A 19,939-nucleotide genomic window follows, 5' to 3' on the forward strand; every position below is an offset into this window, starting at 1 on the left:
AGCGGCTTCAGCCGCGAACACCGGCGAAGCCGGTGCCATACACCGCACTGTTTGCTTCGCGGGTAAACCCCACAGTGAATAGGCCTTGCTTACTGAAACACTGCCCTATACGTGTGACTTCTTACGCGCCTGCCAGCAATGATTCGTAAGGAATGCGGAGGCCATCATGGAGACGCTTGATCATCGAGAGACTCAAGCCCCGTTTACCATTTAGCACTTCCGATACTCGGCCACTTGCGCCGATATAGGGTTCAAGATCCCGTGCAGTAAGTCCCTGTTGGTCCATGCAAAATTTAATGGCTTCAATCGGGGTAGCAGGATGGATTGGGTAGTGCTTGCTTTCGTAAACTTCGATCAGCGTGACTAGAACTTCCATTTCATCGGCCTCAGCCGTGCCAGCCTCTGCTTGGAAAATAGCTTCTAGCCTCTCGAATGCCGCTCGCAGATCATCATAATTGCGGATCGGTTTAATATCCATTGACTGTCTCCACGTCGATTTCGTCATACCGCTCGTGCGTACCGATGAACTTAACCCATGCAATACCCGCACGGTATTGAATCTCCACGACTAGCCGATACTTATTGCCTCCAATGTTGAAGACAACGCGGTTATTGCCATAGACACTGGCACTACCCATTTGATTCTTCACATCCTGTGGCGTTCGCCATTCTGCCTTGAGCACGATGTCATGCCAGCTTTCGAAGGCCGATTTGGCGTCTTGACGGCCAGGCGACTCCCAAAATTTCACCAAACTGCTCTTGGCAATAATACGCATCCGGGCCAATCTCCCTTTTTGGGAGATTATGCCGAGAGTTTACCGCCGCACCAAGCTCTCGCCAAGCCAGCTACTCCCCCCGCTCCAGCAAATCGTGCAACTCCACAAATTGCTGTGTCAGCTTGTGCCGGGGTTCGAGGTGGATCAACGGCAGGCTGGCGTGGTGCGATTCGCGCATTTTCACCGAGCTGCCCAGGTAGACCGGCAACACGGGCAAGCCTTCGGCCAGTAGCTCGTCGAGCATCTGCTGGGGCAGGCTGGCGCGGGCCTGGAACTGGTTGACCACAATGCCTTCGACCTGCAGGTCTTCGTTGTGGTCATCTTTCAACTCCTCGATTTCCGCCAAAAGGCCGTAAAGGGCCTGGCGCGAGAAGCTGTCGCAGTCGAAAGGAATAAGTACCCGATCGGCAGCGATCAATGCTGAAACCGCATAGAAATTCAGTGCAGGCGGCGTATCGATGTAGATTCGGTCGTAGTCCTCGTCCAGCGCCTCGAGCAGCTTACGCAGCTTGTTGATCTTGTGCTTGGCCTCGAGCTTGGGCTGCAAGTCGGCAAGCTCCGCCGTGGCAGTGACCACATGCAGGTTGTCGAACGGGGTTTCGTAGATGTCCACCTTGTTCTTCTTGGCGAACGGCCCGCTGGACAAACTCTGCTTGAAGAAGTCGGCAATGCCCATGGGGATGTCGTCGCCGGTCAGGCCGGTGAGGTACTGGGTGGAATTGGCCTGGGCATCCAGGTCTATCAGCAGGGTACGGTAACCTTCATGGGCACTCACCGCCGCCAGGTTGCAGGCGATGCTCGATTTGCCCACGCCACCTTTCTGATTGAATACCACGCGCCGCATGGCTGATCTCCGTGTGTAGACGAGTGCCCGAGTATGTGCGGGCCACGTGACAATAACCAGCACCGTCGCAGGCAATAGCAGCCTGCCAGCACGCAGCACCGGCTGTCGGAAACAGGCAACTATTCGATCAGACGTTGCCACACGCAATTGAAGGCGTTGTCTGTTTGGATCCGAATCCATTGCTACATGTACGCGGCACCGGGATAATGCGCGCCACTCGACGAACGCACCACCCTTGCAGGCATGCGCCGAGTCATTCCCTCGGCATGGAAGTCCCTCGGGGCGGGAAAGAGAAACCACTGTGATCACCTTTGATATCACCCAATGGCGTGCATGGGCTCCGGGCCTCTCGGCGCCTGCTGATTGGCAGGCCTGGGCCTGTGGGCAGCAGCCATCCGCTGGCGATGCCGCGGCACCCGACGTGGCCTTCCTGCCCGCCATGCAGCGGCGGCGGCTCAGCCACATGGCGCGGATGGCGTTCGCCGTGGGCTGGCCCCTGGCCGAGGGGCAGCCGCAACTGCCACTGGTGTTCGTTTCACGGCATGGTGAAACACCGCGTACGTTCTCGATCCTCAGCGAGCTGGCGGCGAATCAGCCGCTGTCCCCTACCCAGTTCAGCCTGTCGGTACACAACGCGGTAATCGGCCTGTGGTCGATCCTGCGCGGGTCCACGTGCGAAATGACCGCGCTGGCCGCCGCCGGCGACGGCTTTGAGCAAGGCATCCTGGAAGCGGCCGCGCTACTGGCCGAAGGTGCGCCAGCCGTGTTGCTGATCGTCACCGAGGAGCAACCACCGCAGGTGTATGGGCCGTGGATAGACGACGTGCCCTTCGCCTATGCGCTGGGCCTGTTGCTTACCCCGGGCAAGCAGTGGCAACTGGCACCCGCAACCTCCGCTGACCCGTCACGGCACGGGGCATTGCCCCATGGCCTCAGTTGGCTCAAGGCCATGTTGACGGGCTGCGATTCTTTCAACCACACATGGATGCGTCGTACATGGAACTGGCACCGTCAGCTGTGAGCAGGCCCCGCGACGCCTACCATTGGCGCCTGCTGGCAACCGCCGCGAGCTTCTTTGTATTTGGCCTGGGCTGCCTGGCCCTGCGCCTGCTGGTGTTCCCGTTGCTGGCGTGCCTGCCTGGGGGCAGCGGCCGCCATCGCCTGCGTGCGCGGCGCACCATCAGCTGGCTGTTCTGGCGCTTCGTGCGCTTCATGCGCGCCGCCGGTGTACTCACCTACCAGATCGACGGGGCAGAGCGCCTGGGCCGGCCCGGGCAGATGATTATCGCCAACCACCCGTCGCTGATCGATGTGGTGTTCCTGATTGGCCTGGTGCGCCAGGCCAACTGCGTGGTCAAGCAAAGCCTGTTCGACAACCCGTTCACCCGCGGGCCGGTCAGCGAAGCCCAGTACATCGGCAACAACGGCAGCATGGACATGCTCGACGCCGCCGTCGACTCGCTGCAGCAGGGCCAAACGCTGGTGATCTTCCCCGAAGGCACGCGTACCCCGCCAGGCCAGGCGCCGGCCTTCCATCGCGGGGCCGCCGCCATCGCCCTGCGTGGCGCGAAAATGGTCACCCCCGTCACCATCAGGGTCAGCCCCACCACGCTGACCAAGAACGAACCCTGGTACCGCATCCCCAGCCGCCGCGTGCACCTTACCTTCAAGGTAGGGGCCGATATCGACCCCCAAGTGTTCAGCGCCCTGGGCCCGGCGCCCAAGGCCTCTCGCCTGCTGAACGATTACCTGCATGACTACTTCCTCAAGGAGCTCGCCGCCGATGAGCGCGCCACAGCAAGACCTCAACCGTGACCTCAAACAGCTGATCATCGACGCCCTGGGCCTCGAGGACATCAGCGTCCAGGACATCGACGACGAACAGACCCTGTTCGGCGAAGGCCTGGGCCTGGATTCGGTAGATGCGCTGGAGCTTGGCCTGGCGATCCAGAAGCGCTACGGCATCAAGATCGATGCCGATGCCAAGGACACCCGCAACCATTTCAGCAACGTCGCCACCCTGGCGGCATTCGTCACTGCCCGTCAGGCCGCCTGAGACCGCACCATGCAAACCCGTGAAGACATCTTCAACATCCTGCGCGACGCCCTGGTCGAGTTGTTCGAGCTGGACCCGGCCCGCATCAGCCTCGACGCCAACCTGTACCAGGACCTGGAAATCGACAGCATCGACGCCGTCGACCTGATCGATCACATCAAGCGCCAGACAGGCAAAAAAATCGCCGCTGACGAATTCAAGTCGGTGCGCACCGTCAACGACGTGGTCGAGGCTGTGTTCCGCCTGGTAAACCCGGCGGCATGAAACAGCTGATTGGCCTGGGCCTGCTGGTGGCCGGCCTGCTGTACCCGTTTGCGGTGCACTTCGGCATGGCCCATTTCGCCCCCTGGCAGTTCGGCCTGCTGCTTGGCAGCCTGTGGCTGGCCCGTGTGCTCAGCGCGCCGCGCCGCCCCGGAAGCCTGTGGATGGCCGTGGCCGCCCTGGCATTCTGCTGCGTACTGGGGCTGTCCGACAGCCAGGCACTGCTGCGCTGGTACCCGGTGTTGATCAGTGCCTTCATGCTGGCGCTGTTCGGTGCCAGCCTGCTGCACGGCATGCCGGTGGCCGAGCGCCTGGCACGGCTGCGCGACCCACAGCTGCCGCCACGAGCGGTGCGCTACACGCGGCACGTCACCCAGGCCTGGTGCCTGTTTTTTCTGCTTAACGGCCTGATCGCCGCCAGCCTCACCCTGTGGGCACCCCTGACGTGGTGGACGCTGTACAACGGCATCATCGCCTACGCCGCCATGGGCGTGCTGTTCGCCCTGGAATGGCTGATAAGACAACGTGTGCGAGGACGCTCATGAACTGGATCAACCTCGAACACCTGCTGCTGGCGCTGGACGCGTCGCGGCCGGTGACCCAGGCCCCCGCCCTGGACCATGCCGGCCTGTGCCAACAGGCCCTGCGGCTGGCGGGGGGCCTGCACCAGCGCGGTGCCCGGCGCCTGGCCATTCACCTGGAGGACGCGGCCCAACTGGCCGCCGCCCTGCTGGGTGCCTGGCGGGCGGGCGTCGAGGTGCTGCTGCCCGCCGACCTGCAGCCCGCCACCCGTGAGCGCTGGCACAGCCATGTCGACCTGTGGCTCAGCGACCAGCCCGGTGATACGCCGTTCGAGGCATTGATGGGCCAAGCCATGCCCCCCGCCGCGCTGGACCTGGACCTGTGCCGCATCAGCCTGTGCACGTCCGGGTCCAGTGGCGAACCCAAGCGCATCGACAAGCAGCTGCGCCAGCTGGCCAACGAGGTAGAGGCACTCGAGCAACTCTGGGGAGCCGACCTGGGCCGGGCCTGGATCATCGGCAGTGTCGCCACCCAGCACATCTACGGCCTGCTGTTCCGTGTGCTGTGGCCCCTGTGCGCCGGGCGCGGCTTCGAGCGGCGCCAGCTGCCCTTCCCCGAAGACCTGCAACGGGCCAGCCGTGAGCACCCTGCGTTCGCCTGGGTGGCCAGCCCTGCCCTGCTCAAGCGCATGGGCGAGAACCTGGACTGGCCTGCCCTGCAACCGGTGCGCAAGGTATTTTCGTCCGGTGGCGAGCTGCCAGCCGATGCCGCGCAGCGCCTGGAACAACGCCTTGGCCAGTGGCCTGCAGAAATTCTCGGCAGTTCGGAAACCGGCGGTATCGCCTGGCGCCAGGGGCAAGCCCTGTGGCAGCCCTTTGCGGGCGTGCAATTGAGCCACGGCGCCGATGGCGCGCTGCGTATCGCCTCGCCTTACCTGCCTGCCGGGCATGTGGAACACAGCGCGGATGCTGCGCAGTTCTCGCCAGACGGGCGTTTCCGCCTGCTGGGCCGCCTGGACCGCATCGTCAAGCTGGAAGAGAAACGCATCTCCCTGCCCATGCTGGAACAGGCCCTGTGCACCCACCCCTGGGTGGCTGAAGCGCGCCTGGGCATGATCGAACAAGGCCGGGCGTACCTGGCCGCGTTGCTGGTACCCACCGCAGCGGGCCTGCACGCGCTGCGCAACCAGGGCCGCCGGGTACTGCTGGATACGCTGCGTAAACACCTGGCGGGCCACTGCGAGGCGCTGGCGTTGCCGCGCCGCTGGCGGCTGATGCAGCAACTGCCACTCAACAGCCAAGGCAAGCTGCCCCAGGCGGCCCTGCACACGCTGCTGGTGGCGCCACGCAGCATGGCGCCACAGGTGCTGGCACAGCAGGGCGCGGGCGACGAACTGCAGTTCAACCTCGCCGTGCCGCTGGACCTGGCGTGTTTCTCCGGGCATTTCCCGCGTACGCCAGTGCTGCCGGGCGTGGTGCAGATCGACTGGGCCATCGCCCTGGCAACCCAACACCTGCAGGCCGGGCTGCACTTCGCCGGCATGGAAGTGCTGAAGTTCCAGCAACTGGTGCGCCCCGGCGACGAGCTGGCACTGAGCCTTCGCCTGGACCGAGCACGCAGCAAACTGTACTTCGCCTTCACCTGCGCGGGGCAGCCCTGCTCCAGCGGCCGTATCCTGCTGGAGAACACCTGTGCATAAGCCCTGCGCGGTCATCCCCGTGTACAACCACGAGCAGGCACTGCCGGCTGTGGTAGCCGAACTGCAGCAAGCGGGCCTGCCCTGCGTGCTGGTCGATGACGCCAGCCATCCCGCCTGCGCGCAAGTGCTCGCACACCTGGCCAGCCAGCGTGATGTGTATCTGGTCACCCTGGCCGTGAACCAGGGCAAGGGTGGCGCGGTAATGGCTGGCCTGCGAGAAGCTGCACGCCTTGGCTTCAGCCATGCGCTGCAGGTGGACGCCGATGGCCAGCATAACCTGCTCGATGTGGGGCTGTTCCTCGACCAGTCGCGCAACCACCCACAGGCACTGGTGTGCGGTTACCCCCAGTACGATGCCAGTGTGCCCAAGGGCAGGCTGTATGCCCGCTACCTCACCCACGTGTGGGTGTGGATCAACAGCTTGTCGCTGCAGATCCCCGACTCCATGTGCGGTTTTCGCGTGTATCCGCTGCCTGCCACCCTGGCGATGATCGACAGCGTCAAACTGGGCAAGCGCATGGACTTCGACCCTGAAATCCTGGTGCGCCTGGCCTGGCGCAACCAGCCGATGCGCTGGCTGCCCACCCGGGTGCACTACCCCCAGGACGGCCTGTCACATTTCAGGCTGTTCCATGACAACGCGCTGATCTCGAAAATGCACACCAAGCTGTTCTTCGGCATGCTGCTGCGGGCACCGGCAATACTCTGGCGCAGGTGGCGGGCATGAGCGAACCGTCGCAGCATTGGGCCGAGCATCAGGAGCGCGGCAGCTTCTGGCTGATGAAACTCACCGCCACCCTGGTGCGCCTGCTGGGCCGGCGCATGCTCAGCCCGTTGATCCACCTCATCGTCGCCTACTTCTTCCTGTTTGGCCGCCGCGCCCGGCGCAGCGCCTGGCAGTACCAGCAGCGGCTGCGCCAATGGAGCGGCGGGCAGACCACCGCCCCCAGCCAATGGCAGGTGTTCCGCCAGTTCATGGCCTTCGCCGAGGCCCTGCTGGACAAGCTGGACGTGTGGAACGGCAAGCTGCGTATCGAAGACATCGAGATCCACGACCCGGCCCAACTGCGCCGGCAACTGCGCGGCAGCCGTGGGCAAATGCTGGTAGGGGCGCACCTGGGCAACCTTGAGGTGTGCCGCGCCCTGGCCGAAATCGGCGAGCAGGTCACCATGAACGTACTGGTGCACACCCGCCATGCCGAGCGCTTCAACCGCCTGTTGGGTGAAGCGGGGGCTACCAACCTGAGGCTGATCCAGGTCAGCGAACTGGACCCAGCTGTCATGCTGCAATTGTCCGAACGGCTGGAGCGTGGCGAATGGCTGGCGATTGCCGGTGACCGTGTGCCCCTGCACGGCGGGCGCACGGTAGAAGTGGATTTCCTCGGCCACCGGGCAGCCTTTCCGCAAGGCCCGTGGCTGCTGGCGGGCATGCTCGAATGCCCGCTCAACCTGCTGTTCTGCCTCAAGCACCAGGGGCGCTACCACGTCACCCTCGAACCCTTTGCCGAGCGCCTGCAATGGCGACGCGGCCAGCGCGATCAGGTAATCGCCGAGTGGGCCGCACGCTACGCCGACCGCCTGGGCCACTACTGCACCCGGGCGCCCCTGCAGTGGTTCAATTTCTACCCTTTCTGGAAGACCGATGACGATGCATCCGCATGAAGCTGTCACGTTCGGCGAAGCGCCGCTGGCAATCGAACAGGTGGTGGCCCTGGCAGAGCGCCGTGCCCAGGTACACCTGCAGGACGACGCCACCTACCGGGCGCGTATCGCCCGGGGTGCAAGGTTTCTCGACACCCTGCTCGACAAGGAAGGGGTGATCTACGGCGTCACCACCGGCTACGGTGATTCCTGCGTGGTGGCTGTACCACTGGAACATGTGGAGGCGCTGCCACAGCACCTGTACACCTTCCACGGCTGCGGCCTCGGCAAGCTGCTGGACGCCCCTGCCACCCGCGCGGTGCTGGCCGCCCGCCTGCGCTCGCTCAGCCATGGTGTTTCCGGCGTGCGCCTTGAGCTGCTGGAGCGCCTGCGCGACTTCCTGGCCCACGACATCCTGCCGCTGATCCCCGAAGAAGGCTCGGTGGGCGCCAGCGGTGACCTTACGCCGCTGTCTTATGTGGCCGCGACGCTGTCGGGCGAGCGCGATGTGATGTACCAGGGCGTGCGCCGCAGCAGCGCCGACGTGCACCGCGAACTGGGCTGGCAACCGCTGGTGCTCCGGCCCAAGGAAGCCCTGGCGCTGATGAACGGCACTGCGGTGATGACCGGGTTGGCGTGCCTGGCCTACAGCCGCGCCGACTACCTGCTGCAGTTGGCCACCCGCATCACCGCCCTGAACGTGATCGCACTGCAGGGTAACCCGGAACACTTCGATGAACGGCTGTTCGCCGCCAAGCCGCACCCCGGCCAGGCGCAAGTCGCCGCCTGGCTGCGCCAGGACCTTGCCATCGACGCCCCGCTGCCGACCCTGCACCGCCTGCAGGACCGCTACTCGCTGCGCTGCGCGCCGCACGTGCTGGGGGTGCTGGCCGACAGCCTGGGCTGGCTGCGCGGTTTCATCGAAACCGAACTGAACAGTGCCAACGACAACCCGATCATCGACGGTGACGCTGAACGTGTGCTGCACGGCGGGCATTTCTACGGCGGGCATATCGCCTTTGCCATGGACAGCCTGAAAACCTTGGTGGCCAACGTCGCCGACCTGCTCGACCGCCAGCTCGCACTGCTGGTGGACGTGCGCTACAACCATGGCCTGCCGAGCAACCTGTCCGGCGCGCCGGCCGACCGGGCGATGATCAACCACGGCTTCAAGGCCGTGCAGATTGGCACCAGCGCCTGGACCGCCGAAGCCCTCAAGCAGACCATGCCCGCCAGCGTGTTCTCGCGCTCCACCGAGTGCCACAACCAGGACAAGGTGAGCATGGGCACCATCGCTGCCCGCGATGCCCTGCGCGTGCTGGAACTGACCGAACAGGTAGCTGCCGCTGCGCTACTGGCCGCCAACCAGGGTGTGTGGCTGCGCAGCCGCCATGCCGATGCACGCCCATTGCCGCCTGCGCTGGCGCACATGCACGAAGCGCTGCTGGGTGAGTTTGCCCCGGTGATCGAAGACCGGGCCCTGGAGCAAGACCTGCGCCACTGCCTGCAACGGATCGGCCAGCGCCACTGGAGGCTGCATGCGTAGCGCCGGGGTATTCCACGTCGACAGCGAGGTGGTCGTGCCATTCTTCGACGTCGACAGCATGCACGTGGTGTGGCATGGCCATTACGTGAAGTACCTGGAGGTGGCCCGCTGCGCCCTGCTCGACCGCCTCTCGCACAACTACGTGCAGATGCAGGCCAGCGGCTACGCATGGCCGGTGATCGACCTGCAGTTGCGCTACATGCGCGGCGCCACCTTCGGCCAGCGCCTGAACGTGCGGGCCAGCCTGGTGGAGTGGGAAAACCGCCTGAAAATCCATTACCTGATCAGCGATGCCGAAACCGGTGAGCGCATGACCCGGGCCAGCACCGTGCAGGTCGCCGTGCACATCGCCAGTGGCGAAATGCAGTTGGCCTCGCCACAGGTGATGCTCGATGCCGTCCAGCAGGTGCTTGCATGAACCCCATCGGTAACCGCGCCCTCCGGCGTACTGCAGGCGTCGGCTTGCCGGCGATAGCCTGCAAAGCAGGCCCGCTCGTCCTGGCCTTGCTGCTGTGGCTTATCAGCCCCCTCACCTTCGCCTTCACCCTCGACGACCTGCAAAAGCAGCTCAGCGCCCCCGCCGTGGTCAAAGGCCCGTTCGTGCAGGAAAAGCACCTGCGTGCCCTGCCCCAGCCACTGCTGAGCCAGGGGCAGTTCGTGCTGGCCCGCGACCACGGGCTGCTGTGGCTGCTGCAAACCCCGCTGCGCCAGGACTACCGCATCGATGCCCATGGCATCGCCCGGCGCGACCCGAGCGGCTGGCAGGCCCTGCCCAACCGTAGCGCCGGTGCCGAGCAGAACCGCCTGTTCTTCGCCGTGCTGCAAGGCGACAGCACCGGCCTGCAACGTGACTTCGAGCTGGCCCTCACCGGGGACGCCGCCCACTGGCAGTTGCAGCTCACCCCCCGTTCGCTGCTGCTCAAGCAGGTGTTCAAGCGGATCGACATCACCGGTGGGCGTTATGTACAACGCATCGAATTAAGCGAAACCCAGGGCGACAGCACGGTGCTGCGCATGCCCGAAAGCAGCGGCGCTGCTGACCTGAGCGACGCGGAGCGCAGCGACTTTGCCAACTGAACGCCTGCTGCCGCGCCTGTTCGTCTGCCTGCTGCTGGCCATGCTTGCCGTGGCCGGCTGGCAGTGGCACCGGGGCGCGCCGCTGTCCGCCGACCTGATGTCGCTGGTGCCTGGCGCCACCCAGGATCCAATGGTGCAGCGTGCCGAGCAGCGCATGCAGGAGCCGCTGAACCGCGAACTGCTGGTACTGGTAGGGCACCCGCAACGCCAGCAGGCGCTGGCCATGGCCGAGAAGCTGGCCGGGCAGTGGCAGGCCAGCGGCTTGTTCGAAAAGGTCCAGTGGAGCCTGCAGACCGACCTGCAGGCAGTGCGCACACAGTTGTTGCAGGGCCGGCTGGCCATGCTGGCGCCCGCAGACCGGCAACAGCTGGAAGCGCAACCCGATGCGTTCGTGGCGCAACGGGTGCAAAGCCTGTTCGACCCGTTTGCCGGGTTCAGCCTGGTGCCCAACCAGGACGACTGGCTGGGGCTCACGGGGCGTGTCCAGAACAGCCAGCCCAAGCCCGCCAATGTCGAACTGAATACCGCCAGCGGCGCACTGATCGCCCAGGCTGATGACCACTATTGGGTGCTGCTGCGTGCCCGTACCCTGGGCACCGCATTCGACATGCAGCTGCCATTGCAGGTGGCCGACCTTCTGGCCAACGCCCGCCAGCAGGCCGAACCGCTCGGTGCCCACCTGCTGGCGGCCAGCGGCCTGCTGCACGCTGCTGCCGGCCAGCAGCAGGCCAGCCGGGAAATCAGCTGGGTAGGCGGTGGCGCCACGCTGGGTATTCTGCTGCTGCTGTGGCTGGCCTTCCGTAACTGGCGGGCACTCCTGGCGTTCGTACCAGTGCTGGTGGGCATGCTGTTCGGCTCGGTGGTGTGCGTGGCCCTGTTCGGCCAGATGCACGTCATGACCCTGGTGCTCGGCTCCAGCCTGATCGGTGTGGCGGTGGACTACCCACTGCACTACCTATCCAAGAGCTGGAGCCTGAAACCCTGGCACAGCTGGCCGGCGGTGCGCCTGACCCTGCCGGGCATGAGCCTGAGCCTGGCGACCAGCTGCATTGGCTACCTGGCCCTGGCCTTCACACCTTTCCCGGCCCTGACCCAGATCGCCGCGTTTTCCGCCGCCGGCCTGCTGGGCGCCTACCTGAGCGCGGTGTGCCTGCTGCCCGCGTTGCTGGCGTCGGCGCAGCTCAGGCCGGCGCTATGGCCGCTGCGCATCACCCAAGCCCTGACACAGTGGCGTGAAGCGCTGCTGCGCAGGGTGCCCAGTGGTGCCTTGCTGGCCTTGGTGCTGCTGTTCTGCGCCGGCGGCCTCTGGCACCTGCAGACGCGCAACGACATCCGCCAGTGGGTCGGTACGCCGCCGCAACTGTTGCAGCAAGCCCAGGCCGTGGCGCGCATCACTGGCTACCAACCTACCAGCCAGTTCTACCTGGTGCGCGCCGCCGACCAGCAACAACTGCTGGCGCGCACCCAGGCGCTGGGGGCCAAACTCACGGAACTGGTGGAACTGGGCAAGCTCAAGGGCTTCATGAGCCTCAGCCAGCTGGTTGCCAGCCCCTCCGAGCAACAACAGGCGCGCAAGGCGCTGGAGGTGCTGCCCGAGCACTGGCAGCCGCTGGTGGCGCTTGGCGTACCCGAAGCGGCCTTGCAGGCCGAGATCCAGCAGTTGCAGGCATTACCTGTGCAGGCCATCGAACAGGTGTTGGCAGGCCCCCTGGGCGAAGCATGGCGGCCCTTGTGGCTGGGCGCCGATGCTCAGGGCGTAGCTGCCATCGTCAGCCTTCAGGGGTTGTCGGATGCAGCGTTGCTGCAGTTGCAGACCCAGGACCTGGACGGCGTGCAACTGGTGGACCGGCTGGGCGAACTCAACCAGCTGTTTGCGGCGACCCAGGTGAGCGCAGCGGAACTCAAGCTGCTGTCCTGCGTGCTGATCCTGGTGTTGCTGGTGATGCCCTTCGGCCTGCGTGGTTCGCTGCGCATCGTTGCACTGCCGCTGCTGGCCGCCCTGTGCAGCCTGGCGAGCCTGGGCTGGCTGGGCCAACCCCTGACGCTGTTCAGCCTGTTCGGGCTGTTGCTGGTCACTGCCATCAGCGTCGACTACGCCATCCTCATGCACGAGCGCATAGGCGGGGCGGCCGTGAGCCTGCTGGGTACCCTGCTGGCCGCGCTCACCACCTGGCTGTCGTTCGGGCTGCTGGCCCTGTCCAGCACCCCGGCGGTGAGCAACTTCGGCGCAGCGGTAAGCCTGGGCCTGGTCTTCAGCTTCCTGCTGGCGCCTTGGGCCGCCCCTCGCGACGGAGCGCCATCGCTACCATGACGATCATTCTGTTCTGGGGCCTGGCGTTGGCAGCATTTGCCCTCGCCAGCCAGCTGGGCAAACGCCTGGGCCTGATCCCCATCGTCAGCCAGCTGCTGCTGGCCACCCTGGTGCTGCCTGTGGTGATGGGGCTGTGGATAACCCCGCACTGGCAGCTGGACGGCACCGCACTGATCGCACCGGCCTGGGTCAAGACCCTGTACGGCGCCAGCTTCGCCCTGCTGCTCGGGCACATCCTCACCGATGTGCTGGCCCTGCGGCCAGACCGCCAGGCTGTGAAACTGGCGGTACCCAGCTTTCTGCTGCCGTTTGCCTGCGGCCTGGCCTGCGCAACAGGGCTGATGGGTTTGAGCGGCGTCGCTGCCCTGGCCCTGGGCCTGGTCTTCGCCATTACCGCAATCCCTGTGCTGTACCTGTACCTGCGGGCTATCGATTACCCCGCTGCCGCCAGCCGGCGGTTGCTGCAAGCGGCCATCCTGATCGATGTGGCCTGCTGGCTGCTGCTGGGCCTGGGCCAAGGCAGCCTGCACCCGGGCACGCTGGCGTTGCCGTTGCTGGCTGCCTTGCTGCCGCTGCCGCTTCATGCACTGGGCCTGCGCGCACCCAAGGCTTATGGGGCGCTGTTTCTGGTGCTGCTGTTCGTTGCCGAACACTACAAGCTCAATGCCCTGGTCTTCGGCATGGGCTACCTGGCCTGCCTTGCCTGGCGCAGGATACCGGCCACGCTGCCATTGCCCGATACCTGCAACCACCGAGTGCAACAAAGCCTCGCCGTGCCGTTGATACTGACCTACGGCGTGGTGCAGATCGATGCACACCACGCCCTCGACAGCCTGGACGGCTGGCAACTGTGCGCGCTGGTCGCGCTGCCGATCGCCAGCAAGCTGCTGGGTAACTGGCTTGGCCTGTGCTGGGCCGCCCCGTCATTCCCCGGGGCCAGCAGATGGCGCGAGAGCCTGCTGCTGAACATTCGCGGCCTCAGCGAAATCGTTTTCCTCAACCTGTTGCTGTCGCAGCAACTGATCAGCCCTGCCGTGTATTTCGCGCTGATGCTGATGAGCCTGGTTGCCACCCTGATGCCGGCGCTGGCCGGCCTGCACCGTCTTCCACTCAACGCCCCATCCATGGCAAGGAGCCCGCATGCCAAACGCTGACCTACAACAACGCCAAGTCCTGGTGATCGGTGCCGGGCCTTCCGGCGCCATCGCATCGGCCCTGCTCAAGCGCCAGGGGCACGATGTGCTGGTCATCGAACGCCAGCGTTTTCCGCGTTTTTCAATCGGCGAAAGCCTGCTGTCCCACTGCCTGGATTTCGTCGAAGAGGCCGGCATGCTCGAGGCTCTGCAAGCCGCAGGCTTCCAGCACAAGAATGGCGCCGCCTTCGCCTGGGGCGACGAATACACGGCATTCGACTTCGGCCAGACCTTCACCCAGGGTAAACCCAGTACCTTCCAGGTGCAGCGCGCCCGCTTCGACCAGTTGCTGGCCGACCAGGCCGAAGCCCAGGGCGTAGATATACGTTACGAGCACGAGATCGTCAGCGCCGACATGAATGGCGAGCAGCCTCAGGTGCGCGTGCGCCGCCCGGACGGCAGCGAGTACACCGTGCAGGCCGGCTTCGTGCTGGACGCCAGCGGCTACGGCCGGGTACTGCCAAGAATGCTGGACCTCGAGGCACCGTCGGCCTTCCCGGTGCGCCGGGCCGTGTTCACGCACATCGAAGACCGTATCGACCACCCAGGGTTCGACCGCGACAAGATCCTCATCACCACCCACCCCGAGCACCGTGACATCTGGTTCTGGACCATCCCCTTCAGCGACGGCCGCACCTCGCTGGGCGTGGTGGCGGCCGCAGAACACTATGCCAACGCCCCCGAGGACCTCGACGCCTGCCTCAAGCACTTCGTGGCACAGGCGCCGAGCCTGTCCAAGGTGCTGGCCAATGCAGTGTGGGACACCCCGGCGCGCACCATCGGGGGCTATTCGGCCAACGTCAAGGCGCTGCACGGCAAGGGCTATGCCCTGCTCGGCAACGCCGCCGAATTCCTCGACCCGGTGTTCTCCTCCGGGGTCACCATCGCCATGCGCTCGGCGAGCATGGCCGCCGGCCTGCTGCACCGCCAACTGCAAGGTGAAACGGTGAACTGGCAGACCGAGTTTGCCGCCCCCCTTCAGCAGGGCGTCGACACCTTCCGTGTCTATGTCGAAGGCTGGTACGACGGCAGTTTCCAGGATGTGATCTACCACCCAGGCAGCTCGCCGGAAATCCGCGCCATGATCAGCTCCATCCTGGCTGGCTATGCCTGGGACACGCGCAACCCGTTCGTGGCCGAACCCCGGCGCCGGCTGCGCACCCTGGCCGAACTGTGCGCGAGGGCGCCGGCATGAGTGAGCGCCCGTTCCTGAGCGACACCTATGTCGAGGAAACCCGCATAGGCTTTCGTTTTCTCGCCAGTCACACCTGGCAGCACCACGTGCTGCGGGTGGCCATCGAAGACCTGCGCCGGCTGTTCGACGGTGCACCGCCCCAGGGCGCAGTGCTGCTGGATGCCGGCTGCGGGCAGGGCAGGTCGTTCAAGCACCTGCAGCGGGTATTTGCGCCCGCTCGCCTGCTGGGCACCGATGCCGACCCGCACAGCCTTGACCTGAGCGCAGCCGAGGCCCAGCGCCTGGGCATCGATGTGGAGCTGTGCGGCAGCGACTGCGCCAAGCTGCCCTACCCTGACGCCAGCATCGACCTGCTGTTCTGCCACCAGACCTTTCACCACCTGGTGGAACAGGAAAAAGCCCTGGCCGAGTTTTACCGAGTACTCAAGCCGGGTGGCTACCTGCTGTTCGCCGAGTCCACCGAGGCGTACATCGATACCTGGGTGATCCGCTGGTTTTTCCGCCACCCCATGCACGTGCAGAAGAGTGCCGAGGGCTACCTGCAGATGCTGCGCAGCCAGGGCTTCGAGTTTGGCCCTGCCAATGTCTCCTACCCCTACCTGTGGTGGAGCCGGGCCAAGGACTTCGGCCTGCTCGAGCGCCTGGGCCTGCGCAAGCCGCCACCGGTGGGCGAACGCGAGGAAACGCTGGTCAACGTGGTTGCGCGCAAGCCGCTGGAGCCCGCATGAAAGCCTTCCTGGCATGCGTGCTGTGCCTGCTGCTGAGCGCCTGCGCCGCGCGCCCGCCCCTGCCCGAGCGGCTGCCGGGGCTGACCCTGCCGCAGCAGTTGCATGTGCAGCGCGAACAGGCCGGCCAGCGCCAGGACTGGTTGCTGGTGATCCAGGACGAGCATCAGCGCTTGCGCTGGTCGCTGCTCGACCTGCTGGGCATCCCCCAGGCCCGGCAACTGCTGGACGGCCGGCAATGGCAGGCCGATGGGCTGCTGCCGCCCAACCCGGCAGCCCGGGAGCTGTTCGCTGCCGTATTGTTCGCCCTCACCCCGCCTGCGCAGCTGGCCCAGCTTTATCCACAGGCCCGCGAGCAAGCGGGGCAGCGTTGGCTGGGTGACCGCTGGCACGTCACCTATCGGGGCGAGGATGCCTTCGACTTGAACCTCGGTGAAGGCCTGCGTTATGTAATCGACCCCCTGCCTCGCGAGAACCGACCATGACCGCCTACCTCAATGCCCTAGGCCTGATCTGCGCCCTTGGCCAGGGCCAGGCCGAAGTGGCGGCCGGCCTGTTCACCGGCGATTGTTCCGGCATGCAGCCCGCTTCAGGCTGGATCCCCGACCGCTGCCCGCCCGTGGGTGCGGTCGCCGCGGCATTGCCCGCAGTACCGCTGCCCGAGCAGCACAGCCGCAACAACCAGCTGCTGTACGCGGCCGCCCTGCAGATCGAGCCGGCCATCCGCCAGGCGATCGCCCAGTATGGTGGGCACCGTGTTGCCGTCATTCTCGGGACCAGTACGTCCGGCATTGCCGAAGGCAGTGCCGCCATCGGCCAGTTCATGAACAGCGGGCAGTTCCCTGCCGACTATCACTACGCACAGCAGGCACTGAGCGCGCCGGCCGACTTCCTCGCCGACTGGCTGCAGCTCAGCGGCCCGGCCTACGTCATCTCCACGGCCTGCACCTCCAGTGCCCGCGCGTTGCTCAGTGCCCGGCGCCTGCTGCAGCTGGGCGTGTGCGACGCCGTGCTGTGCGGCGGCGTCGACAGCCTGTGCAGCCTCACCCTCAATGGCTTCAGCGCCCTGGAAGCGGTCAGTGAGCAGCGCTGCAACCCGTTCTCGGCCAACCGCGCTGGCATCAACATTGGCGAGGCGGCGGCCCTGTTCCTGATGACGCGCCAGCGCAACGCGCAAGGCCGCACCCTGGCACTGCTAGGTGCTGGTGCCAGCTCGGACGCCCACCACATATCCGCGCCCGACCCGACCGGTGCCGGCGCCTTGCAGTGCATGGGCAAAGCACTGGACAATGCCGGCCTCGCGCCCGCGCAAATCAACTACCTGAACCTGCATGGCACCGCCACTGCGCACAATGACGCCATGGAAAGCCTGGCCGTGCATGCCCTGTTCGGTGCCACGGTGCCGTGTTCGTCGAGCAAGCCCATGACCGGCCACACGCTGGGTGCGGCCGGCGCGCTGGAAGCAGCGTTCTGCTGGCTGAGCCTGAGCGAGCACAACCCGTTGGGCCTGCTGCCACCGCATGTGTGGGACCAGCAGCGCGACCCGGCGCTGCCGGGCCTGGCCCTGGTGGATGGCCGCCAGCGCCTGGGTACTGATGGCCCACGCCGTTTGATGAGCAACTCGTTCGCCTTCGGCGGCAATAATGTCAGCCTGATTCTCGGAGACACCGCATGAACCCCTGGCCACTGGCCGAGCTGCTGCCCCACGCCGGCGACATGATCCTGATCGACCAGATCGAGCGCTGCGATGAGGAGCAGATCTTCACCCGCACCACCGTGCAGCCTGGCGGCCTGTTCAACCGCGCCGACGGCAGCCTGCCGGCGTGGCTGGGCATCGAGCTGATGGCCCAGAGCGTCGCGGCCTATGCCGGCTGCCGCGCCCGGCGCAACGGCCAGGCAGTCGAACTGGGTTTCCTGCTGGGTGCGCGCAAATACGAATGCGATGTCGAGCACTTCCCCGCCGGCGCCGAACTGCACATCCACGCCCAGCGTTCGCTCGAAGACGACAACGGCATGGGCGTGTTCGAATGCCACCTGCGCGGCCCCGGCATCCATGCCAGCGCCCGCCTGAACGTGTACCGCCCGCCGCAAGCGGCCAGCTACCTGGCCGAAGCGGGCCCTGAGGAGTCCCCCCATGACTGACACCATTCTGGTCACCGGTTCGAGCCGCGGCATTGGCCGCGCCATCGCCCTGCGCCTGGCCCGGTCCGGTTACGACCTGGTCCTGCATTGCCGCAGTGGCCGTGCCGAGGCCGACGCCGTGGCCGAAAACGTGCGGGCCCTGGGCCAACAGGCAAGGGTGCTGCAGTTCGACATTGCCGACCGTGCCGCCTGCCGCGCCGCCCTGGAGAGCGATGTGGAGCAGCATGGGGCGTATTACGGCGTGGTGTGCAACGCCGGGCTGACCCGCGATGGCGCCTTCCCGGCGCTTACCGACGAAGATTGGGACCAGGTGCTGCGCACCAACCTGGACGGTTTCTACAACGTTCTGCAGCCACTGACCATGCCAATGATCCGCCGTCGGGCACCCGGGCGCATCGTCTGCATCACCTCGGTATCGGGGTTGATCGGTAACCGTGGCCAGGTCAACTACAGCGCCTCCAAGGCGGGGCTGATCGGCGCGGCGAAGGCGCTGGCGATCGAGCTGGGCAAACGCCGCATCACCGTCAATTGCGTGGCCCCTGGGCTGATCGACACGGCCATGCTCGACGAGCACGTGCCTGTGGACGAGCTGATGAAGATGATCCCTGCCGGGCGCATGGGCACCGCTGAAGAAGTGGCCGGTGCAGTCAACTTCCTGATGTCGGCGGAGGCTGCCTACATCACCCGCCAGGTGCTGGCCGTGAATGGGGGGTTGTGCTGATGCGCCGGGTTGTCGTCACCGGCATGGCCGGCATCACCTCGCTGGGCAGCGACTGGGCGACCATCGCCGGGCATTTCGCCAGCCAGCGCAGTGGCATCCGGCGCATGGACGAATGGGACCGCTTCGAAGAAATGAACACGCGGCTGGCCGGCCCCGTCGATGATTTCAAGGTGCCCGCCCACTGGACCCGCAAGCAACTGCGCAGCATGGGCCGGGTATCACGCCTGGCGGTGGCCGCGGCCGAGCGGGCACTGGCCGATGCAGGCCTGCTGGATGACCCGAGCATTCGCGATGGGCGCATGGGGGTGGCCTGCGGCTCGTCCACCGGCAGCACGGACGAGATCAAGGCGTTCGGCAACATGCTGCTCAACTCGGTGGCCGACGGCCTCAACGCCAATTCCTACGTGCGCATGATGCCGCACACCACCGCCGCCAATATCAGCATCTTCTTCGGCCTCACCGGGCGCCTGATCCCCACCTCCAGTGCCTGCACCAGCGGCAGCCAGGGCATCGGCTACGCCTATGAGGCAATCAAGTACGGGCGCCTGCCGATGATGCTGGCGGGGGGCGCCGAAGAGCTGTGCCCCACTGAGGCGATGGTGTTCGATGCGCTGTACGCCACCAGCCTGATGAACGACACCCCGCACCTTAGCCCACGCCCCTATGACTGCCGCCGTGATGGCCTGGTGATTGGCGAGGGCGGCGGCATGCTGGTGCTTGAAGAACTTGAACACGCCCGCGCCCGCGGGGCCAGGATACACGCCGAAATCGTCGGTTTTGGCAGCAACGCCGATGGCCAGCACACCACCCGCCCGGAGCAGACGACCATGCGCCGCGCCATGGAGCTGGCGCTGGAGGATGCCGGCCTGGCACCCGCAGCAATCGGCTATGTGAATGGCCACGGTACCGCCACCGAGCAGGGCGACATCGCTGAGACCCTGGCGACCAGCAGCCTGTTCGGCACCCACATGCCCATCAGTTCGCAGAAGAGCTTCCTTGGCCACACGCTCGGGGCGTGCGGGGCACTGGAGTCGTGGTTCAGCATCGAGATGATGAACAGTGACCGCTACGTGCACACCTTGAACCTGGACGAAGTAGACCCGCGCTGTGGCGAACTGGACTACCTGCGTGGCGAGTTCCGCACCATGAACCACCAGTTCGTGATGAACAACAATTTTGCTTTCGGTGGGGTCAACACGTCGTTGATCTTCCGCCGCTGGCCGTAACCCC

Annotated in this window: 23 protein-coding genes; 20 read left to right on the forward strand and 3 right to left on the reverse strand. The window is 65.7% G+C overall.

Annotated elements, in window-relative coordinates:
* Positions 1-121: 121 nt before the first annotated feature.
* From IAE38_RS07095 to IAE38_RS07105, 3 genes are all read right to left on the reverse strand, one after another.
* On the reverse strand, positions 122-478 hold the full coding sequence (locus IAE38_RS07095; protein ID WP_201211671.1) for a helix-turn-helix domain-containing protein: 357 nt from the start codon (positions 476-478) through the stop codon (positions 122-124).
* A complete protein-coding gene (locus IAE38_RS07100) occupies positions 468-776 on the reverse strand; it encodes a type II toxin-antitoxin system HigB family toxin (protein WP_201216763.1) in 309 nt (102 codons plus the stop codon). Before IAE38_RS07100 ends, IAE38_RS07095 begins: the two co-directional genes overlap by 11 nt.
* Before the next feature lie 70 nt (positions 777-846).
* Positions 847-1,620, reverse strand: coding sequence for a ParA family protein (locus IAE38_RS07105; RefSeq protein WP_201163057.1), 774 nt, complete (start codon positions 1,618-1,620; stop codon positions 847-849).
* A 301-nt stretch (positions 1,621-1,921) separates the two neighbouring features.
* Here IAE38_RS07105 and IAE38_RS07110 point away from each other — a divergent pair, with 301 nt between their 5' ends.
* Genes IAE38_RS07110 through IAE38_RS07205 form a run of 20 tightly spaced genes read left to right on the forward strand, consistent with a single transcriptional unit; the run spans position 1,922 to position 19,935 of the window.
* Positions 1,922-2,641: a beta-ketoacyl synthase chain length factor gene (locus IAE38_RS07110; RefSeq protein WP_201216766.1), complete on the forward strand. Its 720-nt coding sequence runs from the start codon at positions 1,922-1,924 to the stop codon at positions 2,639-2,641.
* Positions 2,617-3,435 (forward strand): lysophospholipid acyltransferase family protein, encoded by an 819-nt coding sequence (locus IAE38_RS07115; protein ID WP_028632000.1) that lies wholly within the window; start codon positions 2,617-2,619, stop codon positions 3,433-3,435. The genes IAE38_RS07110 and IAE38_RS07115 overlap by 25 nt, the downstream gene beginning before the upstream one ends.
* The gene (locus IAE38_RS07120) at positions 3,404-3,676 is read left to right on the forward strand and encodes a phosphopantetheine-binding protein (RefSeq protein ID WP_028632001.1); all 273 of its coding nucleotides are present in this window, start codon (positions 3,404-3,406) and stop codon (positions 3,674-3,676) included. The genes IAE38_RS07115 and IAE38_RS07120 overlap by 32 nt, the downstream gene beginning before the upstream one ends.
* Positions 3,677-3,685: 9 nt before the next feature.
* A complete protein-coding gene (locus IAE38_RS07125) occupies positions 3,686-3,940 on the forward strand; it encodes an acyl carrier protein (protein WP_028632002.1) in 255 nt (84 codons plus the stop codon).
* Positions 3,937-4,482 carry a hypothetical protein gene (locus IAE38_RS07130; protein ID WP_201216768.1) on the forward strand — a complete coding sequence of 182 codons (546 nt, stop codon included), beginning with the start codon at positions 3,937-3,939 and terminating at the stop codon, positions 4,480-4,482. The genes IAE38_RS07125 and IAE38_RS07130 overlap by 4 nt, the downstream gene beginning before the upstream one ends.
* Positions 4,479-6,158, forward strand: coding sequence for an AMP-binding protein (locus IAE38_RS07135; protein WP_201216770.1), 1,680 nt, complete (start codon positions 4,479-4,481; stop codon positions 6,156-6,158). Before IAE38_RS07130 ends, IAE38_RS07135 begins: the two co-directional genes overlap by 4 nt.
* Positions 6,151-6,885, forward strand: coding sequence for a glycosyltransferase family 2 protein (locus tag IAE38_RS07140; protein WP_201216774.1), 735 nt, complete (start codon positions 6,151-6,153; stop codon positions 6,883-6,885). The genes IAE38_RS07135 and IAE38_RS07140 overlap by 8 nt, the downstream gene beginning before the upstream one ends.
* Positions 6,882-7,820 carry an LpxL/LpxP family acyltransferase gene (locus IAE38_RS07145; protein WP_201163053.1) on the forward strand — a complete coding sequence of 313 codons (939 nt, stop codon included), beginning with the start codon at positions 6,882-6,884 and terminating at the stop codon, positions 7,818-7,820. The genes IAE38_RS07140 and IAE38_RS07145 overlap by 4 nt, the downstream gene beginning before the upstream one ends.
* Complete coding sequence (locus IAE38_RS07150) at positions 7,801-9,345, forward strand: HAL/PAL/TAL family ammonia-lyase (protein WP_201216777.1); 1,545 nt, start codon at positions 7,801-7,803, stop codon at positions 9,343-9,345. The genes IAE38_RS07145 and IAE38_RS07150 overlap by 20 nt, the downstream gene beginning before the upstream one ends.
* Entirely contained in the window at positions 9,338-9,763 is a 426-nt protein-coding gene (locus IAE38_RS07155) for an acyl-CoA thioesterase (RefSeq protein WP_060480791.1), read from the forward strand. Before IAE38_RS07150 ends, IAE38_RS07155 begins: the two co-directional genes overlap by 8 nt.
* Positions 9,760-10,422 (forward strand): outer membrane lipoprotein carrier protein LolA, encoded by a 663-nt coding sequence (locus IAE38_RS07160; protein ID WP_201211686.1) that lies wholly within the window; start codon positions 9,760-9,762, stop codon positions 10,420-10,422. The genes IAE38_RS07155 and IAE38_RS07160 overlap by 4 nt, the downstream gene beginning before the upstream one ends.
* Entirely contained in the window at positions 10,412-12,733 is a 2,322-nt protein-coding gene (locus tag IAE38_RS07165; RefSeq protein ID WP_201216780.1) for an MMPL family transporter, read from the forward strand. Before IAE38_RS07160 ends, IAE38_RS07165 begins: the two co-directional genes overlap by 11 nt.
* Complete coding sequence (locus IAE38_RS07170; protein WP_201216782.1) at positions 12,730-13,887, forward strand: sodium:proton antiporter; 1,158 nt, start codon at positions 12,730-12,732, stop codon at positions 13,885-13,887. Before IAE38_RS07165 ends, IAE38_RS07170 begins: the two co-directional genes overlap by 4 nt.
* Positions 13,874-15,121 carry an NAD(P)/FAD-dependent oxidoreductase gene (locus IAE38_RS07175; RefSeq protein ID WP_201216785.1) on the forward strand — a complete coding sequence of 416 codons (1,248 nt, stop codon included), beginning with the start codon at positions 13,874-13,876 and terminating at the stop codon, positions 15,119-15,121. Before IAE38_RS07170 ends, IAE38_RS07175 begins: the two co-directional genes overlap by 14 nt.
* Positions 15,118-15,849 carry a class I SAM-dependent methyltransferase gene (locus IAE38_RS07180; protein WP_028632013.1) on the forward strand — a complete coding sequence of 244 codons (732 nt, stop codon included), beginning with the start codon at positions 15,118-15,120 and terminating at the stop codon, positions 15,847-15,849. Before IAE38_RS07175 ends, IAE38_RS07180 begins: the two co-directional genes overlap by 4 nt.
* On the forward strand, positions 15,846-16,331 hold the full coding sequence (locus IAE38_RS07185; RefSeq protein ID WP_201216788.1) for a hypothetical protein: 486 nt from the start codon (positions 15,846-15,848) through the stop codon (positions 16,329-16,331). Before IAE38_RS07180 ends, IAE38_RS07185 begins: the two co-directional genes overlap by 4 nt.
* Positions 16,328-17,521 (forward strand): beta-ketoacyl-[acyl-carrier-protein] synthase family protein, encoded by a 1,194-nt coding sequence (locus tag IAE38_RS07190; RefSeq protein ID WP_201216790.1) that lies wholly within the window; start codon positions 16,328-16,330, stop codon positions 17,519-17,521. Before IAE38_RS07185 ends, IAE38_RS07190 begins: the two co-directional genes overlap by 4 nt.
* Positions 17,518-17,988: a hotdog family protein gene (locus IAE38_RS07195; RefSeq protein ID WP_028632016.1), complete on the forward strand. Its 471-nt coding sequence runs from the start codon at positions 17,518-17,520 to the stop codon at positions 17,986-17,988. The genes IAE38_RS07190 and IAE38_RS07195 overlap by 4 nt, the downstream gene beginning before the upstream one ends.
* Entirely contained in the window at positions 17,981-18,709 is a 729-nt protein-coding gene (gene fabG, locus IAE38_RS07200) for a 3-oxoacyl-ACP reductase FabG (protein ID WP_028632017.1), read from the forward strand. Before IAE38_RS07195 ends, fabG begins: the two co-directional genes overlap by 8 nt.
* On the forward strand, positions 18,709-19,935 hold the full coding sequence (locus tag IAE38_RS07205) for a beta-ketoacyl-ACP synthase (protein WP_060480797.1): 1,227 nt from the start codon (positions 18,709-18,711) through the stop codon (positions 19,933-19,935). The genes fabG and IAE38_RS07205 overlap by 1 nt, the downstream gene beginning before the upstream one ends.
* The last annotated feature ends 4 nt before the right edge of the window (positions 19,936-19,939 follow it).

Origin of the sequence: Pseudomonas sp. S32, from assembly GCF_016648095.1 — a bacterium.
GTDB classification, from domain to species: Bacteria; Pseudomonadota; Gammaproteobacteria; order Pseudomonadales; family Pseudomonadaceae; genus Aquipseudomonas; species Aquipseudomonas parafulva.

What these genes read in the sequence shown, in the direction of transcription:
- IAE38_RS07095 (WP_201211671.1), bottom strand. Translation starts at nt 478, where the DNA reads ATGGATATTAAACCGATCCGCAATTATGATGATCTGCGAGCGGCATTC.
- IAE38_RS07100 (WP_201216763.1), bottom strand. Translation starts at nt 776, where the DNA reads ATGCGTATTATTGCCAAGAGCAGTTTGGTGAAATTTTGGGAGTCGCCT.
- IAE38_RS07105 (WP_201163057.1), bottom strand. Translation starts at nt 1,620, where the DNA reads ATGCGGCGCGTGGTATTCAATCAGAAAGGTGGCGTGGGCAAATCGAGC.
- IAE38_RS07115 (WP_028632000.1), top strand. Translation starts at nt 2,617, where the DNA reads ATGGAACTGGCACCGTCAGCTGTGAGCAGGCCCCGCGACGCCTACCAT.
- IAE38_RS07120 (WP_028632001.1), top strand. Translation starts at nt 3,404, where the DNA reads ATGAGCGCGCCACAGCAAGACCTCAACCGTGACCTCAAACAGCTGATC.
- IAE38_RS07125 (WP_028632002.1), top strand. Translation starts at nt 3,686, where the DNA reads ATGCAAACCCGTGAAGACATCTTCAACATCCTGCGCGACGCCCTGGTC.
- IAE38_RS07130 (WP_201216768.1), top strand. Translation starts at nt 3,937, where the DNA reads ATGAAACAGCTGATTGGCCTGGGCCTGCTGGTGGCCGGCCTGCTGTAC.
- IAE38_RS07135 (WP_201216770.1), top strand. Translation starts at nt 4,479, where the DNA reads ATGAACTGGATCAACCTCGAACACCTGCTGCTGGCGCTGGACGCGTCG.
- IAE38_RS07145 (WP_201163053.1), top strand. Translation starts at nt 6,882, where the DNA reads ATGAGCGAACCGTCGCAGCATTGGGCCGAGCATCAGGAGCGCGGCAGC.
- IAE38_RS07150 (WP_201216777.1), top strand. Translation starts at nt 7,801, where the DNA reads ATGACGATGCATCCGCATGAAGCTGTCACGTTCGGCGAAGCGCCGCTG.
- IAE38_RS07155 (WP_060480791.1), top strand. Translation starts at nt 9,338, where the DNA reads ATGCGTAGCGCCGGGGTATTCCACGTCGACAGCGAGGTGGTCGTGCCA.
- IAE38_RS07160 (WP_201211686.1), top strand. Translation starts at nt 9,760, where the DNA reads ATGAACCCCATCGGTAACCGCGCCCTCCGGCGTACTGCAGGCGTCGGC.
- IAE38_RS07170 (WP_201216782.1), top strand. Translation starts at nt 12,730, where the DNA reads ATGACGATCATTCTGTTCTGGGGCCTGGCGTTGGCAGCATTTGCCCTC.
- IAE38_RS07175 (WP_201216785.1), top strand. Translation starts at nt 13,874, where the DNA reads ATGCCAAACGCTGACCTACAACAACGCCAAGTCCTGGTGATCGGTGCC.
- IAE38_RS07180 (WP_028632013.1), top strand. Translation starts at nt 15,118, where the DNA reads ATGAGTGAGCGCCCGTTCCTGAGCGACACCTATGTCGAGGAAACCCGC.
- IAE38_RS07185 (WP_201216788.1), top strand. Translation starts at nt 15,846, where the DNA reads ATGAAAGCCTTCCTGGCATGCGTGCTGTGCCTGCTGCTGAGCGCCTGC.
- IAE38_RS07190 (WP_201216790.1), top strand. Translation starts at nt 16,328, where the DNA reads ATGACCGCCTACCTCAATGCCCTAGGCCTGATCTGCGCCCTTGGCCAG.
- IAE38_RS07195 (WP_028632016.1), top strand. Translation starts at nt 17,518, where the DNA reads ATGAACCCCTGGCCACTGGCCGAGCTGCTGCCCCACGCCGGCGACATG.
- fabG (WP_028632017.1), top strand. Translation starts at nt 17,981, where the DNA reads ATGACTGACACCATTCTGGTCACCGGTTCGAGCCGCGGCATTGGCCGC.
- IAE38_RS07205 (WP_060480797.1), top strand. Translation starts at nt 18,709, where the DNA reads ATGCGCCGGGTTGTCGTCACCGGCATGGCCGGCATCACCTCGCTGGGC.